Annotated in this window: 15 protein-coding genes; 9 read left to right on the top strand and 6 right to left on the bottom strand. The window is 41.9% G+C overall.

Annotated features, from left to right (window positions below; all coding sequences use genetic code 11):
* Nucleotides 1-88: 88 nt before the first annotated feature.
* Nucleotides 89-3,511, top strand: a complete 3,423-nt coding sequence (locus AC59JO_RS14900) for a ThuA domain-containing protein (RefSeq protein WP_497306200.1) — start codon at nt 89-91, stop codon at nt 3,509-3,511.
* Between the two features lie 202 nt (nt 3,512-3,713).
* Here the strand turns inward: AC59JO_RS14900 and AC59JO_RS14905 are convergent, their stop codons facing one another.
* A complete protein-coding gene (locus AC59JO_RS14905; RefSeq protein WP_413669916.1) occupies nt 3,714-4,286 on the bottom strand; it encodes a porin family protein in 573 nt (190 codons plus the stop codon).
* 194 nt (nt 4,287-4,480) lie between these two features.
* Between AC59JO_RS14905 and AC59JO_RS14910 the strand changes: the two genes are divergently transcribed.
* The 6 genes from AC59JO_RS14910 to AC59JO_RS14935 all read left to right on the top strand — a co-directional run bounded on the left by AC59JO_RS14910 (nt 4,481) and on the right by AC59JO_RS14935 (nt 9,995).
* Nucleotides 4,481-4,696 carry a hypothetical protein gene (locus AC59JO_RS14910; protein WP_091215171.1) on the top strand — a complete coding sequence of 72 codons (216 nt, stop codon included), beginning with the start codon at nt 4,481-4,483 and terminating at the stop codon, nt 4,694-4,696.
* Between the two features lie 66 nt (nt 4,697-4,762).
* Nucleotides 4,763-6,511, top strand: coding sequence for a S41 family peptidase (locus AC59JO_RS14915; RefSeq protein ID WP_497306202.1), 1,749 nt, complete (start codon nt 4,763-4,765; stop codon nt 6,509-6,511).
* Nucleotides 6,512-6,638: 127 nt separating this feature from the next.
* Nucleotides 6,639-7,139 carry a hypothetical protein gene (locus AC59JO_RS14920; protein ID WP_413669914.1) on the top strand — a complete coding sequence of 167 codons (501 nt, stop codon included), beginning with the start codon at nt 6,639-6,641 and terminating at the stop codon, nt 7,137-7,139.
* 255 nt (nt 7,140-7,394) lie between these two features.
* Complete coding sequence (locus tag AC59JO_RS14925) at nt 7,395-8,270, top strand: OmpA/MotB family protein (protein ID WP_413669913.1); 876 nt, start codon at nt 7,395-7,397, stop codon at nt 8,268-8,270.
* Between the two features lie 377 nt (nt 8,271-8,647).
* Nucleotides 8,648-9,193, top strand: coding sequence for a hypothetical protein (locus AC59JO_RS14930; RefSeq protein ID WP_413669912.1), 546 nt, complete (start codon nt 8,648-8,650; stop codon nt 9,191-9,193).
* 145 nt (nt 9,194-9,338) lie between these two features.
* Complete coding sequence (locus AC59JO_RS14935) at nt 9,339-9,995, top strand: metal-dependent transcriptional regulator (RefSeq protein ID WP_497306205.1); 657 nt, start codon at nt 9,339-9,341, stop codon at nt 9,993-9,995.
* Between the two features lie 97 nt (nt 9,996-10,092).
* Here the strand turns inward: AC59JO_RS14935 and AC59JO_RS14940 are convergent, their stop codons facing one another.
* The 5 genes from AC59JO_RS14940 to pdxA all read right to left on the bottom strand — a co-directional run bounded on the left by AC59JO_RS14940 (nt 10,093) and on the right by pdxA (nt 14,862).
* Nucleotides 10,093-10,593: a hypothetical protein gene (locus AC59JO_RS14940; RefSeq protein WP_497306207.1), complete on the bottom strand. Its 501-nt coding sequence runs from the start codon at nt 10,591-10,593 to the stop codon at nt 10,093-10,095.
* A gap of 69 nt (nt 10,594-10,662) precedes the next feature.
* The gene (locus tag AC59JO_RS14945) at nt 10,663-11,262 is read right to left on the bottom strand and encodes a hypothetical protein (protein ID WP_497306209.1); all 600 of its coding nucleotides are present in this window, start codon (nt 11,260-11,262) and stop codon (nt 10,663-10,665) included.
* A gap of 96 nt (nt 11,263-11,358) precedes the next feature.
* A complete protein-coding gene (locus AC59JO_RS14950) occupies nt 11,359-12,342 on the bottom strand; it encodes a pyruvate dehydrogenase complex E1 component subunit beta (protein ID WP_413669908.1) in 984 nt (327 codons plus the stop codon).
* A 193-nt stretch (nt 12,343-12,535) separates the two neighbouring features.
* The gene (locus AC59JO_RS14955) at nt 12,536-13,723 is read right to left on the bottom strand and encodes a DUF5009 domain-containing protein (RefSeq protein ID WP_497306211.1); all 1,188 of its coding nucleotides are present in this window, start codon (nt 13,721-13,723) and stop codon (nt 12,536-12,538) included.
* An 83-nt stretch (nt 13,724-13,806) separates the two neighbouring features.
* Nucleotides 13,807-14,862 (bottom strand): 4-hydroxythreonine-4-phosphate dehydrogenase PdxA, encoded by a 1,056-nt coding sequence (gene pdxA, locus AC59JO_RS14960; protein ID WP_413669905.1) that lies wholly within the window; start codon nt 14,860-14,862, stop codon nt 13,807-13,809.
* Between the two features lie 297 nt (nt 14,863-15,159).
* Here pdxA and rsmA point away from each other — a divergent pair, with 297 nt between their 5' ends.
* Entirely contained in the window at nt 15,160-15,939 is a 780-nt protein-coding gene (gene rsmA, locus AC59JO_RS14965; protein WP_413669904.1) for a 16S rRNA (adenine(1518)-N(6)/adenine(1519)-N(6))-dimethyltransferase RsmA, read from the top strand.
* A gap of 73 nt (nt 15,940-16,012) precedes the next feature.
* The gene (locus tag AC59JO_RS14970) at nt 16,013-16,594 is read left to right on the top strand and encodes a hypothetical protein (RefSeq protein WP_497306213.1); all 582 of its coding nucleotides are present in this window, start codon (nt 16,013-16,015) and stop codon (nt 16,592-16,594) included.
* The last annotated feature ends 14 nt before the right edge of the window (nt 16,595-16,608 follow it).

Genomic DNA, 16,608 nt, shown 5'->3' on the forward strand with positions numbered 1-16,608 from the left:
TATTACAATCGATTGAGTAGATTGCGGCACAAACCCTGAATATACCAACATTTAAAACCAATTAACCCAAAACCCACAACAAGTCGATATGAAAAAAATCGTCCTGATGGTGCTTGTGGCATTTAGCTGCATTTACTTATCCTGTAACAAAACACGCCCCAATAAACCGCGGGTGCTTATCTTTTCAAAAACCATGGGCTTTCACCATGCATCCATCGATGCCGGTATAGCAGCCATTAAAAAACTCAGCGAAGAGAATGGTTTTGATGTGGATACCACAAAAAATTCGGCCATGTTTAATGAAGATACTTTGAAAAAATACTCAACTGTTATTTTTTTAAGTACCACTGCTGATGTGCTTGATTACAGGCAGGAAGCTGCTTTTGAACGTTATATACAAGCCGGAGGCGGTTTTGTGGGTATCCACGCGGCGGCTGATACCGAATATGACTGGGGCTGGTACGGTCGCTTAGTTGGCGCCTGGTTTTATGATCACCCGGGTATTCATGATAAAAACCCTAATGTACAGCCGGGTACCTATAATATAGTTGATGCCAATAACGATGCTACTAAAGACCTGCCTAAAGTATGGAAACGTACTGACGAGTTTTACAGTTTTCGCAAACCGCTGGCCGAAGATGTTCACGTGCTGATCACGCTTGATGAAAGTACTTATAAAGGTGGTAAGCGTATGGGGCTGCACCCGGCTACCTGGTATCATGATTTTGACGGTGGCCGTGCGTTTTATACCGCAATGGGCCATACCGACGAAAGTTACAAAGAAGCCGGCTACCTGAAAATGCTGCTTGCGGGTATTAAATATGCCATAGGCGGTAACAAAGAACTAAATTATGACAGAGCCAAAACCCAGTTGCCGCCAGATGAAGACCGTTTCAAGAAAACACAACTTTCAACTGGCGAGTTTTTTGAGCCGACAGAGATGACCATTTTGCCAAACTTAGACATTATGGTAATTCAGCGCCGTGGCGAGATCATGCTGTACAAGCACGATACTCAAAAAGTAAAACAGGTTGGCTTTTTTGATGTGTACTGGAAAGCCCACGTGCCTAACGTAAATGCCGAAGAGGGCATGCTTGGCCTGGCTAAAGACCCGGAGTTTGAAAAAAACAACTGGATCTATATATACTATAGTCCTGCCGATAGTTCAGTAAACCGTCTCTCAAGGTTTACCTTTAAAAATGATACGCTGGATAAAAAAACCGAAAAAGTTATTTTGGAGGTGAAAGCTCAGCGTGATATCTGCTGCCATACAGGTGGCTCGATAGCCTTTGGTCCGGGGCCGGATAAAACCCTGTTCTTCTCGGCCGGTGATAACTCAACTCCGTTTGATGAAAAAGGACAAAAATATGTAAGCAGTGGTTATGCTCCGTTGGATGACCGACCAGGTCATTTGCAGTATGATGCCCGCCGCTCGGCCGGCAATACCAATGATCTTCGCGGTAAAATTATGCGCATTAATCTTAAGGATGATGGCACGTATGAAATACCCGAAGGTAACCTGTTTCCGAAAGGCACACCAAAAACCCGCCCCGAAATTTATGTAATGGGCGACAGGAACCCTTACCGGATCTCGGTTGATCAGAAAAACGGCTACCTATATTGGGGCGAAGTAGGCCCGGATGCGCATAATGATAGCCTTGACAATCGTGGCCCAATGGGTTATGATGAAGTTAACCAGGCTAAAAAAGCGGGTAACTTTGGCTGGCCATATTTTGTAGGCGATAACAAGCCGTACCATCTTTATGATTATGCCACAGGCAAATCAGGCCCGGCGTTTGATCCTAAGCACCCGGTTAATAACTCACGCAATAATACCGGCTTAACAGATCTGCCACCGGCACAACCGGCATTTATCTGGTACCCTTATGGTCCATCGGCCGATTTTCCGCAGGTTGGTACAGGTGGTCGTAACGCTATGGCTGGTCCGGTTTATTATACTGATATGTTCCCGGCAGAAACCCGCCTGCCTGATTATTATAACGGTAAGTTTTTGGCGTACGACTGGATGCGCGGCTGGATAAAAGCTGTTAGCCTAACTCCTGAAGGTGATTTTGATAAAATGGAGCCTTTCTTCCCTAAATTGAAAGTAAACTCCATGATTGATATGGAGGTTGGCCCGGATGGCAGGCTTTATGGTTTGGAATATGGCAGCGGCTGGTTTTCACATAACCCGGATGCAGGCCTGTTCCGCATTGACTATATCGCCGGAAACCGTCCTCCCGAAATTTCATCTTTCAAAGCTGATAAAACATCGGGCGTATTGCCGTTCACCGTTAAGCTTACTGCTAAAGCCACCGACCCGGAAAAAGATAATATTTCTTACACATGGAACCTGGGTAATGGCGTAACTAAAGAAACAACTACTCCATCACTTAGCTATACTTATACAACAGTTGGCGATTATAAAATTACTGTTGAAGCAAAAGACGATAAAGGTGCAGCAAGTAAAAGCGCGCCGGTTAGCGTTTATGCAGGCAACGAGCAGCCAACGGTTAGTATCAATATTACCGGAGGCAATAAATCATTCTATCTGCCGGGTGTGCCGTTCAAATACGTGGTTAACCTAACCGACGGACCGGATACCAAAGCAGTTGATCCGAAACGCATTTATGTAGCACTCGATTATATTGAAGGTTTTGACAAAGCGCAATCAGCAGCGCAGCACGAGCAGGGCGAACCTGAAAATCGCGGTAAAACACTCATGTTAACCATGGATTGTAAAAGCTGTCATAAGGAAGACGGTAAATCAATAGGCCCGTCATTTGTGCAAGTTGCCGCGAAATACAAAAAAGACCCTAATGCCATGGCTAAGCTTACCCAAAAGGTAATCAAAGGTGGCGCAGGTGTTTGGGGCGAAACCGCAATGTCTGCCCATCCAAACATTAAACAAGGTGACCTTGATCAGATCATTAACTGGGTGCTTTCGCTTGACAATAGTAATCAAAAACCATCGCTGGCTTCGTCAGGTATTATTTTGCCTGCTCCACCTGAGAAACAACAGTCGGCGGCGCTGGTACTATCGGCTAAATATACTGATGATGGCGGCAATGATATTAAGAAGTTGACCGGTAGCGCCATTGTATCTTTAAACAGCAGTACCTACCAGTTTAAAGGCACCGAAAAATTCAACGGGTTTACCGCCTTTAAATACAATGGTATGAACCTGATGATCTATCCTCCGGGAGAGGGCTGGTTTGAACTGGATAATATCGACCTTTCAGGTGTGCGTTCAATCAACCTGACCAACTTCTGGCAGGCGCCACCAACTGCTCCGCTTAATTTTGAGTTGAGGCTTGATTCAGAAACTGGTGTCCTTGCGGGTAAAGGCAGCATGCCGGTACCGGCCAAAGATGCCAAGGGCGGTGTTGTTCACCTGGTGCTTACACCGGTAACGGATGGCAAAATACATAAGCTGTTCTTTGTGTACAAACCGGCAAGTAAAGCTGCCATGACAGCCGGCGTAACATCGGTGGTGTTTAGCGCGAAGTAGCCCTAAATATGTCATTGCGAGAAGGAACGACGAAGCAAACGCACGGAGGCTAAGCGGCCCTGTAAAGCATGCGATTGCCACGCTATCGCTCGCAATGACATTTTTTAAAGGCGGGTTGATATTATAAAACAACGGCCCGGCAGGTTAACCTGCCGGGCCGTTTTATTTCCCAAGTTCGTGTCCTCACGAACGCTGCGTGAACTTAAAAAATCTTAAAGCCTACACTCAGTGCCCAAAGGTTTTGACGCTTAGCAAAGCTGTCACTTACCTTGGTTAAGCCACCTTCGTACCTTAAATCGGCAGTAATAGAGCCGATATCAACACCGGCACCTGCCTGGAAGCCAAGATTGCTCTTATTAAAGTCATTCGCGGCATTACTGATATTATTGCCAAGACTTGTGCTTTGATCAAGGGTGTAGGTATAAATAGGCCCTGCCATAATACGGAAGTTCAAATCTTTTTCGCCAAATGATTTACCAATCAATAATGGCACATTTAAGTTGGTGAACCTTACCTTACCACTAAAAGCGGTATTGTTATCATTTGATTCAAACTTACCGCCCGTACCGCTCAGGTAAAGCTCTGGCTGTAAATAAACGCTGTTACCTACACGGGCAAACAAACCTGCCTGGTAACCTGTCAGGTTTTTGTCGTTAAAATTATCGGAGCCAATTTTTGAAAAATTGACACCGCCTTTTACACCTAAAGAAAACTGTGCTTTGGCGCTGATGCTTACAGCAATCAGTAATACCGCACTTAATAGATACTTTTTCATGATTTTCAATGTTAAATGTAAAGCCATAAACGCACGTTATCCTTAAAATTGTATACGGCTTTACGCTATTAATTTATTTTGGTTTATAACCAGGCTCATATTTGGGCCTTATTGTACATTATCAATACATGAGCCAAACATTTAAACAGTAGCAACTTGGTATTTTTTATATTTTTGCTGAAAATAAATTGAACATGGCTGAAATCAGTATTACAAATAAGGACTGGGAACGCGTAAAAATTAAAATTCAACGTAAATACAACCATCTTACAGACGAGCAGTTGAAATACAGCGAAGGGCAGGAAGAAAGCCTGATTACCAAACTAATGGACCTTGTTAACCGCGACCGTGCATATGTGGTTTTTACCTTAAAAAAGGCGCTGGTTAATATTGATACTAACCGACTGTAAAATAGACACTGCGGTTATACAAACTGGCAAGCTTTTTTGTATTTTTATTTTTTTCGAGGATAAATGATGAAACAGGGGTTAGTGTTCAAAAAAGGATACAAAAAAGCCGGCTTATTTGCAGGTATTGCATTATTGGCCGCAGGTATAGTAGGTTTTAATGACGACCTGTTCCAGATCTCGAAAAATCTTGATGTGTTCGCTTCGGTGTACAAGGAAGTTAACATCAATTATGTCGACGATATCAACTCGGCCAAATTGGTTAAAACCGGTGTTGACGCCATGCTCGATGGCCTTGATCCTTATACCGAGTTTGTACCCGAATCAGAAATAGAAGACTACAAGCTCCATTACGTAAGTACCCAGTATGGCGGCATTGGCGCCAGCATCTTTGTGCGCAACAGCAAGGTATTTGTATCCGAAGTTTTTGCGGGTTTTCCTGCCCAAAAAGGAGATGTTCATCCCGGCGATCAGCTACTGAAGATCAATGATGTTGACCTGAACGGTAAAGATAATGACCAGGTAAGCCAGTTGCTTAAAGGCTCAAAGGGGGCTGCCATAAAACTCTTCATTAAACGAGATAACACACCACAGCCGTTTGAGAAAAACCTGATCCGCGACGAGATCAAGCAACCCAATGTATCTTATTATGGGATGGTTGATGGTAACATGGGCTATATTAAGCTGGATAAATTCCTCGAAAATTCAGCCGCCGAAGTTACTACTGCGCTTACCGAGCTGAAAAAGAAAAACCCTAACGGTATTATTCTCGACCTGCGATCAAATGGCGGCGGTATATTACAGGAGGCCGTTAAAATTGTAAACCTTTTTGTGCCAAAAGATGTAGAAATCGTATCGCAAAAAGGAAAAATAAAGGAAAAGAATTTTACCTACAGCACTATTAGCTCGCCCCTTGAACCGGATTTGCCTCTGGTCGTATTGGTTAACAGTCATTCAGCATCGGCAAGTGAAATTGTTGCCGGCTCATTGCAGGACCTCGACCGTGCGGTTATTATCGGGCAGCGCAGCTATGGCAAAGGGTTGGTACAGCAAACGTTTAATTTACCATACAATAGCCTGGTAAAAATTACCATCGCCAAGTATTATGTACCATCGGGCCGCTGCATCCAGGCACTGGATTACACTCACCGTAAAGATGATGGCAGCGTGGTAAAAGTGGCTGATTCACTTATCCACGAATTTAAAACAAAAAACGGCCGCTCTGTTTATGATGGCAGCGGCATTTATCCTGATCTGTTTATTAAACAGGAAAAATTTGCCAACGTTACCCAGGCACTGGTAGGCAAGCTATTAATATTTGATTATGCAACTGTTTATCGCGACAAGCATTCCAAAATTGCTGATGCTCGGTCGTTTACGCTATCTGATGGTGATTACAACGATTTTATAAAATACCTGGCCGATAAAAATTACAACTATACCACCGCGTCGGAAAAATTACTAACCACCTTAAAACTTGAAGCCACCAGGGATAAGCAGTTCAACGATATTCAGACCGAATATGAGGGTTTGAAAACAAAATTGATTGCCAGCAAAAAGAATGATCTTATCCAGCACAAAGACGAGATAAAGCAAGTGCTTGAAAATGAGATTGCTTCACGCTATTACTACGAAAAAGGCCGCTACGAAACCAATTTTAAGTACGACAAGGAACTTGCTCAGGCCGTAAAAACCATGCAGGATAAAGCCCAGCTGGCATCTATTCTTAAGGGTGAGGGCAGCTATAAAGTTATTGGCAAGCCTGTACTTGCCATGGCCGGAAAAAAGGCTGCCGATAAAGATAATGATGACGAATAGTTTGATTATCAGTAGGTTTTAAATCAGTTAAAATATTGTAACCAATTAGTTACCCGTTGCAACATGTAACGGGTTAAACTTTTATGCACGGTTATTGTCATACTTACAAACAAAACAATAACACAACATGAAAAAGATAATTTTAACAGCTGCTATTTTAGTAAGCAGTTTAACTGTAAAAATAGCCAGCGCTCAAATAAGTTTAAATATTAACATTGGCAGCCAGCCGGCCTGGGGCCCGGTAGGTTATGATCACGTAGATTATTACTACCTGCCCGATATTGATTCTTATTATGATATCAATGCTCACCAGTATGTTTATTTTGATAACAATGTTTGGGTTCATGGTGCCATGTTACCTCCGCGTTTTGGCAACTATGATGTATACCGCAGCTATAAAGTGGTAGTTAATGAACGTAATCCATGGGTTAGAAACGATGTTTACAAACGTAAATATGCTTCATATAAAGGCCGCCATGATCAGGTTGTGATTCGCGATAGCCATGATGAAAAGTATCGTAACCATTATGTTGAACGCAAAACCGTACGCAGGGTTGATGTAGTTAAACATGATAAACGTGGCCACGGTCACGACGATCACGATCATGGCCGTGGCCACCGTGATTAAGTTTTTATATTGTTATAATTTTTGATTGTTTTTATGAAGGACTGTCCCCCAAAAAGGACAGTCCTTTTTTGATGGAAATCCTTGCCATTTCCGCTATGAGCGGCATTCCAGTCCTTCGGCACAAAACTTGCCGATTTATGTCACGTTTGAGTTAACTTTTATAGTTTGTTTACTTAGGTTTAGCTATAAACAAACATTATATTCGTTACTTAGTTAACCGATTTATTGTTAAACGATTTAAATCAAATTACACTTATGAAATATCGAATATCCGTTTTGGCGCTGCTTGTAGTAGCAGTATTAGGCCAAAGCTGTGTAAGCAGCAAGAAGTACAAAGAACTGGATGCTAATTACACCCAATTGCAAAACAGTACCAAAGACCTAAGCATTAAATATCAAACCAGCGAGCAAGCCCTTGCGGTAGCTAATAGCCGCAACAAAAGCCTTGAAGAACAAATTGAGCAGCAAAAAAACAATGTAACTGCTTTACAGGATGCATTGAATAAATGTTTAAATTCAAGCAGCCAGGGCAATGTTAACATTTCAAAACTGGTTGATGAAATCAACGCTTCTAACCGTTATATCCAGCAACTGGTTAATGCTAAAAACAAAAGCGATTCGCTTAATATGGTGTTAACCAACAACCTTACCCGTTCGTTAACTCCGCAGGAAACCCAGGATGTTGACGTAAAAGTGTTAAAAGGGGTTGTTTACATTTCATTATCTGATAACATGCTGTACAAATCTGGCAGCTACGAGATATCAGACAAAGCTGGCGCTACCTTGAGCAAAATAGCTAAGATCATTATGGATTATAGCAATTACGATGTGTTGATTGAAGGTAATACTGATAACGTACCTATCTCACAGAAAAATATCCGTAATAACTGGGATTTAAGTGCTTTACGTGCATCATCAGTAGTACAGGCGCTGCAAACCACTTACCAGGTTGATCCTAAGCGTTTAACTGCCGGTGGCCGTGGCGAGTACAATCCTATTGCTGATAACTCAACTCCGAGTGGTAAAGCACAAAACAGGCGTACACAGATCATCATTACACCAAAATTGGATCAGTTTATGGATCTGATAGGCAAAGCACCTGCCGATCAGCCTGCCCCACCTAAACAATAATTTAGTTTTAACTATTAATATTTAAAGCTACCCCGAAAAGGGTAGCTTTTTTTGTAGATTGTTATTATTGTATATTTTTATATACAATTCGTAGCAGCGTGTTGTCGCAATTGAGTATCCGCATTTAACCTTTATCCACGCTGTAAATTTTAATTTTTAATAGTAAAACACAGGTTTTTTAATTTAAAATACATGGCGTTTAATTAATACAATAACAAGCTGTAGCGGCTGAATTGTAATAACTTAGTTTTAGTTCGTTACACTAAGGAGGTGATTACAATGGCATCTATTTTGAATAAATAGCGCAACAGGTATTAAAACAGGTTAAACCATGGGCGTTAACCATAGTCATACCTACATAACTTATTACACACGTCATGAAAAAGATTATTTTATCGGCTGCAATATTATTAAGCTGTTTCACTGCAAAGATGGCTTCGGCACAAGTGAGTATTGGATTGGGTATTAATATAGGCAGTCAGCCAGATTGGGGCCCGGTAGGGTATGATTATGTAAATTATTATTACATGCCCGACATTGATGCTTATTACGATGTACCGGCACACAATTACGTTTATTTTGAAAACAATGTATGGGTACACCGCAGGTATTTACCTGTAAGATATCGCAATTACAATGTGTACAATGGTTACAAGGTTGTAATAAACGACCGCAACCCATGGATCCGTAATACTTATTACAGGGATCACTATTATGGCTATCGTGGTCGTCATGACCAGGTTATTATTCGTAACAGCCGTGATGTAAGATATGCTAATCACTGGCGCGGGGGCGACCGTGGATGGCGTGGCGATAATGGCTGGCACGGTGGCAACCCAAACAGGGGAGGTTGGCATGGTGGTGGCGAACATGGCCACGGCGGTGGCGAACATGGACATGGCGGTGGTCACGGGCACCATTAATAAAGACATTTTCTAAAACATGAGCGGCTTCCAGATAAGGAGGCCGTTCTTGTTTTTACGGGTACATACAGCTAATTAGTAACGTTCAACATATAATAAGCGTCCTCCTTTTGCTTATGTTTGTATTTTATCAACCTCTTTACTGATGTACACGCTTTCGGAAGAAAACTATTTAAAAGCTATTTATCGCCTTGCATCGCAGGGGAAGGATTTTAAAATTACGCCTACTGCCATTGCCGAGGCGCTTAATAACAATCCTGCTTCGGTAGTGGATATGATCCGTAAGCTTACCGAAAAGCAGCTGATTGAATATGATAAAAAGAAAGGTGTAAGGTTAACCGGGCAAGGCTTAAAGGATGCCATATTAATTGTACGCCGCCATCGCTTGTGGGAGGTTTTTTTGCTGGAGAAGTTAGGCTATCATTGGGATGAGATCCATGATATTGCCGAAGAGCTGGAACATATTAATGATGCCAGCCTCGCCGACAGGCTTGATAAATTCCTGGGCTTCCCAGAGTATGACCCTCATGGCGACCCTATTCCGAAAGCCAACGGCAAAGTGCCCAAATCATATTCCGTAAGCTTGTCTGAACTTAAGCCCGGCTCTCAAAGCCAGGTTGCCGCAGTGCGTGATACCAGCAGCTCTTTTTTGCAATATCTGCAAAAGCTGAACATCGGCATCGGCACAAAAATCCAACTGATTGAAAAAATACCCTACGATAATTCGCTGGTGATAAAAATCGAAGACCGCGAGGATACCACGGTTTCCCAAAAGTTTGGGGAAAATATCTTGGTGGATTAATTTTGAGGTAAAAGGTTAAAGGCGAAAGGCAAAAGGTTGCTTCATCGGCAATACAAGATAAGCCTTTCACCTTTATCCTTTCGCCTTTCACCTTTTCTTAAGGTTTTCCCGTCACCTTTGATGACTCGGCAAGTTCACCGTCAACGTCTATGTCGAAATATAAACGGTAAATTTCCCATTCGTTTTTCGGTTTGTAAAACATAAAGGTCATTCGTGCCGGCTGGCCTTCATGTTTAAGCAGGTAGCTGTATAATACCAGGCTGTTTGAGGCTTTACGCTGCATGATAAGGTCTTTGCCAAGGTATTTGCCGATTATGCTTCTCATGGAGTCTATTTTAACAATAAGCCCTGTAAGCCTGGTTGAATCCATCAGCTTATTGGTTTTAAAAATATCAATCACCGCCCGGGCCGTACCTTGCTTATCGTATTCCTTAAAAAACTTATCAATATGGGTTTGCACACCGGCAACTGCAGCCGGCGCGGCAGTGGCCGGTACGGCGGCTGGCTGGGTTTGTGCCGAAGCAGTATCACTAATCAGTATCAGGGCCGATACTATAAAAAATAACGGTTTAAATGCTTTAAAATAGGTGTAACGCATGTTTACAAATGTTAATTTTTAAAAGTAGGTATTTTTTACAAAAAAAGATTTTGATACGGGTGTAAAATTTTACTCGGGCAGTACGGTGACAGCCTTTTCAAATTCAAGAAGAACGTAATCTTCCTTTAGCTTCTTATCAAGTGTTGCCTTTTCATCGGTGAATGATGGCGCACCGGATTCAAAGTGCCATTGTCCAAGATAGGTAAGCGTGTTGTTAGCTACTTTAAAAACAATACGATGCAGATCTTCCAGCTTGATGAGGCCACTGTCTATTTTATTTTTAACGTTGACCTCAAAATCAATCCCTCTGAAAACCGGTCTCATATTATATTCTGTGCCATACCATTTGCTTTTTGAATAATAGAAGTTTACCACCTCATAAGTACCGGGTTTTATAAAGAAACAAAATGGGTTCTCTTTTCTTGACCTGAGTGGGGGCTTCACCACAAATGAAAATATTTCGTTGGTTTCCAGGTTTCTGATCCTGATATTTTGCTGGTAACCGGTTTGCCAAAAGCTGAGGCGCTGAATAAAACTTCCGTAAATAATAGCTTGATTTTCTTTCAAAACATTGCCGATCTCAACATCATCCAGCGGGATTATTTTTGCTTTTTGCCCGTATGCAAAAAGGCCTGTTATTAAGAAAATACAAGCAAAGAAGTACTTCATAATGATAAGGAACTTAAAAGTTAGGTTGAGGGTGATAAAAATAAAGAGCCCGATATTTTCACACCGGGCCCTTTTGATATTTTATTTATAAAACGATTACTTGGTAACGTACATTACTTCTTTAACCGCTTTGATCACCCTTTCAGGGTTTGGCAGGTACTCCTGGATCAAAGTTGGAGCATAAGGAAGCGGAACGTCGCCACCCATGATACGCTGTATAGGAGCGTCAAGGTAATCGAAAGCATCTTTTTGAACTTTGAAAGCAACCTCGGTAGCAATTGAACCTAAAGGCCAGCTTTCTTCGATGATTACCAAACGGTTTGTTTTCTTTACAGATTCGATAACTGTAGCATAATCGATAGGACGTACGGTACGCAAGTCGATCACTTCGGCATGGATGCCTTCTTTTTCAAGTTCAGCAGCGGCAGCGATAACCACTTTCATGATTTTGCCAAAGCCAACTAAAGTAACGTCAGAACCTTCTTTTACTACCTTTGCTTTACCCAGTGGGATGTAATAGGTTTCTTCAGGTACTTCACCTTTATCGCCATACATTAATTCAGATTCCATGAAAATAACCGGATCCGGATCAAGGATAGCTGATTTTAACAAGCCTTTAGCATCGTAAGGGTTTGACGGTACAACCACTTTTAAGCCCGGGCAGTTGGCATACCAGTTTTCAAAGCACTGGCTGTGCTGTGAGCTAAGCATACCTGCGTTACCGGTTGGGCCGCGGAAAACAATTGGCACCGAAAACTGGCCACCGCTCATTGACATCATTTTGGCAGCGCCATTGATGATCTGGTCGATAGCTACGAGTGAAAAGTTGAAAGTCATGAACTCAATGATAGGGCGTAAGCCATTCATTGCCGAGCCGATGCCGATACCGGCAAAGCCCAATTCAGAGATAGGCGTATCTATAACGCGTTTTTCGCCAAATTCGTCCAGCATTCCCTGGCTTACTTTGTACGCACCGTTATATTCGGCAACCTCTTCACCCATCAGGTATATATTCTCGTCGCTGCGCATTTCTTCGACCATGGCCTCTCTTAGCGCTTCTCTGAATTGTATTTCTCTCATTATAGTAAAATGATGTTTTTTTGCGAACGCAAATATAAACACTAATGTGTTAAATGCAATTAACCGTGGTATTGGTTTGATTTTTAATACATATATTTTACATTTTTAATCGATTTCTAAAGCGTTTGCCCCTAATCGAGTAAAAAAACATAAATAAACACCACATTATTTAAGTGTAAGGGCTAAAAATTGTTCATATCTTAATCCTGATATTGATCTTATCCAGCAAACCAGTAAGCCATACCATTACAAAGGCAAATACAATGCATTTGATTAAGCCCCCGATACCCTGGCTCAGGTATTCGGGATAACCTATCCTGCTCATTTCATATATAGGATAAAACAGGAAGGGCACAATATAGCAGGTAAAAGTATTGGTGCCTGCGGGCTCAATTACCTTAAACCAGTTGTATTTGTTTTTAACATCAACAAGGAAAATAAAAAAGGCATATACCACCAGGCTTATCCCTGTACAAATGAGCACCCATGAAGGGGTGTCGCGCTCTTTGGAGATTCCCCCGCTAAAATAGCGTACTATGAAACCCAGGTTAAACAGGATGATAGCGATCAGGATCATTGCTACCCAGAGCATCTTCATTTCGTTATTAGCCTTCAGGCGCATATATAATACCGAAATAAATACCCCCGCCATGGTGAACGATTGCATAGCGCCATTGCCGGCTATCCAGATATAACCCTGCAGTCTGTCGACGAAATCAAGAAAACCGAAATGCACATCCAGGTTAAAGAACATGAAAAACATCCATGCCGCCAGCTGCACCCACAAATGCCCGTCGGAGTAATAGTAGATAAGGGCGCATAACATGTACGACCAGCCTATTAAGCCTAAAATGCCCCACCAGGTAAAATGCAGCCAGGTGTGTCCCGGGTCGCTGGTGCGATAAAGGGCAGCCATACCCGCAAGTAATAAAACCCCGAAACCCTGCAATAAATAGCGCCTTGTAGGTGGTGTGTCTTTGCTGTAATCTAAAAAAATAAAGAAAAAGCTGAAAGTTACCAGGCTTTCCCAAACAGGCTTGGGCAACAGCGTAGTAGCCTCATTATAAGTTTCCATATTAGCATGGAAGAAGCCAATAAAAATGAGCGCAAACGAGCGGCTTACTATGCGTGATAGCAGCTTGAAGTTATCACCCTGCTTTAACCTGTTTTGAAAAGCAAAGGGTATTGAAAGCCCAACGATAAATAAAAATGCCGGAAAAATGGTATCGGCCAAACCCAGTGCATCCACATTTGAGCCCGCGTGTTTTAGCCAGTTTGGGGTATTCGGAATGCCATCCAGGTCATTCACAAATATCATCAAAAACATTGTTACAGCACGGAAAGCATCAATTGAACGTATACGACTCAGAAAATTACTCATTCAGTCATGTAAATGCGCGTAGCGGGGTAAATGTTTTAATTTAACGGCAATTAAATTGAAACATTACTATTACAGAACGTTTTTTAATCCCTATCGCGGCTCAACTTGCTAAATAATAACGGATTTTCATTAAGTTCGAGCCCTTCGCGGCGATTTTTTACAATGTGAATGGCAGTAAACAAAGCTTCGCGGAACGAGATCTCAGAGGCCTGGTTTTTACCAGCGATATCATACGCGGTACCATGATCGGGTGAGGTGCGCACAAAGTTTAAGCCGGCGGTAAAGTTAACGCCCGATTCAAAAGCAATCTGTTTAAAAGGGATGAGGCCCTGATCATGATACATGGCCAACACAGCGTCAAACTGAAGGTAGGTGCCATTGGCAAAAAAGCCATCGGCAGAGTACGGGCCAAACGCCAGGATATTATTTGAGCGGGCTTCTTCAATGGCAGGTATAATGATATCTTTTTCTTCACTGCCAATAAGGCCGTTATCGCCCGCATGGGGATTTAGTCCCAATACAGCAATTTTGGGTTTGCGTACCCAGAAATCATTTTGCAGGCTGTGATTCATCAACTTCAGCTTAGCCAATATTTTTTCGGCAGTGATGCTTTCGGCAATTTTTGATACCGGGATGTGGCCGGTAACCACGCCAACGCGCAAAGTGTCGCTTACTAAAAACATCAGCGATTCGGCGGCGCCATCATATTGCTGCAAATATTCGGTATGGCCCGGAAAATGAAATTTATCGTTCTGGATGTTATCCTTATTGATAGGAGCTGTTACGAGGGCATCTATGTAACCTTCTTTCAGGTCGTATACTGCGCGCTCTAATGATTTGAAGGCATATTTGCCGCCTGCTTCGGTAACCTGACCCAACTCAATTTTTACATCCTCTTCCCAGCAATTGATCATATTGGGCTTGCGGAAATGCGTTTGCGACGGATCATTGATCACTAAAAAATTAAGCTCATTTACATGGGTTGCACGACGGTGAAAAGAAGCCACCTTGGTATGCCCGTAAACAATAGGCGTACAATACTCATAAATTTTGCTGTCGGCCAAAGTTTTAATAATTATCTCTAAACCGATGCCGTTTACATCGCCAATGCTGATCCCAATTTTTAATTTATCGCTCATTTTTTTATGTGGATTTCACCGATTAAATTATGATTTCACCGATTTTTAAGCAATGATTTCAGTTGATTTAACAGTGATGATTATTAATGGTTTATAAAAGCTTAACCAAACCTTTTGCCTTTTACCACTCGCCTTTAACCTGTAATGGTTTATAAGAGCTTAGTAGTTAAGGCAAACCTTTTACCTTTAACCTTTCGCCTTTAACCTATCTTTACACCTGCAAATAAAAGATTTTAAGCTTACAGTTCCTGATAAAAGCACAAATATGATTTAATTTGCTCAAATATTTGATTAATAATGACATTGGTAAGGGCAAAAAAACATTTAGGGCAACATTTTCTTACTGATAAAAACATAGCAGCAAAGATAGTTGACAGTCTGAGGCCCGAAGGGCGTTTCGGTCATGTGCTTGAGGTAGGGCCGGGGATGGGTGTACTGTCTGATTTCCTGCTGCAAAAAACTGAATACGAAACATCGCTTATCGATATTGACACCGAATCGTACGATTTCCTGAAAAAGAAATATCCGCAGTTAGGCACACGGTTGATCAATGCCGATTTTCTGGAGCTTGATTTTCAGAGCATTTTTCCTGAAAGCTTCGCCATCATCGGTAACTTTCCTTATAATATCTCATCGCAGATCCTGTTTAAAGTGCTTGATAACCGCCAGCAGGTGGTTGAGGTAGTTGGCATGTTCCAGAAAGAAGTTGCCGAACGCTGTGCCGCAAAACCGGGCAGCAAAGAATACGGTATCCTCAGTGTGTTTTTGCAGGCCTACTATAAAGTTGAATACCTGTTTACGGTAAAAGCCGGTGTATTTAACCCTCCGCCAAAAGTACTATCGGCAGTGATCAGGCTTACCCGCAATGATAAGCAAACCCTTGATTGCGATGAAAAACTGTTTTGGCAGATAGTAAAAGCAGGTTTTAACCAACGCCGTAAAACTTTACGCAACGCTATTTCGTCACTCATCAACAAAGAAAAAATGGCCAGTGAGCCGATACTTGATCTCCGTGCGGAAAGATTGAGCGTTGATGATTTTGTAAAGCTCACTAATCAGGTTTCGGCAAGCAGGTAGGTTTTCTTAAAAAAAAGCGATTTAATTTATGGAAATTGCATGGTACTTACATCTTATCCATAAATTATAAACCATGAAGAAACTTATTACAGTATTAGTTGCGGTTTTTAGTGCATTTAGTGTAATGGCACAAGCTGATAGTGCAAAGGCTGTCAAAAGCAATGCATCGGACTCGTTATACCGCCATTTGCCCGATGCGAAGGAAAAGCAACCATTAATTATTGTTAACTCCAATATCATTACCGGGCTTGGTCATATAAACCCTAACGATATTGCTTCCTTAACGGTTTTGAAAGATAGGGATTCGCCAGCCAATCTGGCCAATTTAAGCAGGTTTGGTGTAATATCCATCACACTTAAAAAAGATGTGAAGATTGAAACAAACACCTTTAATGATATAAAAAAGAGGTTTAATATAGATGGCAAAGCCAGGTTTGCTATAGATGGCTATTTTGTTGATGATGAAAGCATGCTCATTTCTGCACAGGATATTAACGAAATAAACTTAACCTGGAAAAAGAATAAGGATGCTACAACTGACGTAACAATCAACATATGGATGCTGGCGCCTGAAGCCCGTAAAGGGTTTGTTTATAAACCGAACCCTAACGATAAGCCTGGTACTATTTACATAAGAGGGCTGGCATCAAAATAATTTTCTTTCAAATA

The organism is Mucilaginibacter sp. A5337 (assembly GCF_059690695.1).

What these genes read in the sequence shown, in the direction of transcription:
- AC59JO_RS14955 (WP_497306211.1), bottom strand. Translation starts at nt 13,723, where the DNA reads ATGAGTAATTTTCTGAGTCGTATACGTTCAATTGATGCTTTCCGTGCT.
- AC59JO_RS14940 (WP_497306207.1), bottom strand. Translation starts at nt 10,593, where the DNA reads ATGCGTTACACCTATTTTAAAGCATTTAAACCGTTATTTTTTATAGTA.
- AC59JO_RS14915 (WP_497306202.1), top strand. Translation starts at nt 4,763, where the DNA reads ATGAAACAGGGGTTAGTGTTCAAAAAAGGATACAAAAAAGCCGGCTTA.
- AC59JO_RS14970 (WP_497306213.1), top strand. Translation starts at nt 16,013, where the DNA reads ATGAAGAAACTTATTACAGTATTAGTTGCGGTTTTTAGTGCATTTAGT.
- AC59JO_RS14925 (WP_413669913.1), top strand. Translation starts at nt 7,395, where the DNA reads ATGAAATATCGAATATCCGTTTTGGCGCTGCTTGTAGTAGCAGTATTA.
- AC59JO_RS14910 (WP_091215171.1), top strand. Translation starts at nt 4,481, where the DNA reads ATGGCTGAAATCAGTATTACAAATAAGGACTGGGAACGCGTAAAAATT.
- pdxA (WP_413669905.1), bottom strand. Translation starts at nt 14,862, where the DNA reads ATGAGCGATAAATTAAAAATTGGGATCAGCATTGGCGATGTAAACGGC.
- AC59JO_RS14945 (WP_497306209.1), bottom strand. Translation starts at nt 11,262, where the DNA reads ATGAAGTACTTCTTTGCTTGTATTTTCTTAATAACAGGCCTTTTTGCA.
- AC59JO_RS14930 (WP_413669912.1), top strand. Translation starts at nt 8,648, where the DNA reads ATGAAAAAGATTATTTTATCGGCTGCAATATTATTAAGCTGTTTCACT.
- AC59JO_RS14905 (WP_413669916.1), bottom strand. Translation starts at nt 4,286, where the DNA reads ATGAAAAAGTATCTATTAAGTGCGGTATTACTGATTGCTGTAAGCATC.
- rsmA (WP_413669904.1), top strand. Translation starts at nt 15,160, where the DNA reads ATGACATTGGTAAGGGCAAAAAAACATTTAGGGCAACATTTTCTTACT.
- AC59JO_RS14900 (WP_497306200.1), top strand. Translation starts at nt 89, where the DNA reads ATGAAAAAAATCGTCCTGATGGTGCTTGTGGCATTTAGCTGCATTTAC.
- AC59JO_RS14920 (WP_413669914.1), top strand. Translation starts at nt 6,639, where the DNA reads ATGAAAAAGATAATTTTAACAGCTGCTATTTTAGTAAGCAGTTTAACT.
- AC59JO_RS14950 (WP_413669908.1), bottom strand. Translation starts at nt 12,342, where the DNA reads ATGAGAGAAATACAATTCAGAGAAGCGCTAAGAGAGGCCATGGTCGAA.
- AC59JO_RS14935 (WP_497306205.1), top strand. Translation starts at nt 9,339, where the DNA reads ATGTACACGCTTTCGGAAGAAAACTATTTAAAAGCTATTTATCGCCTT.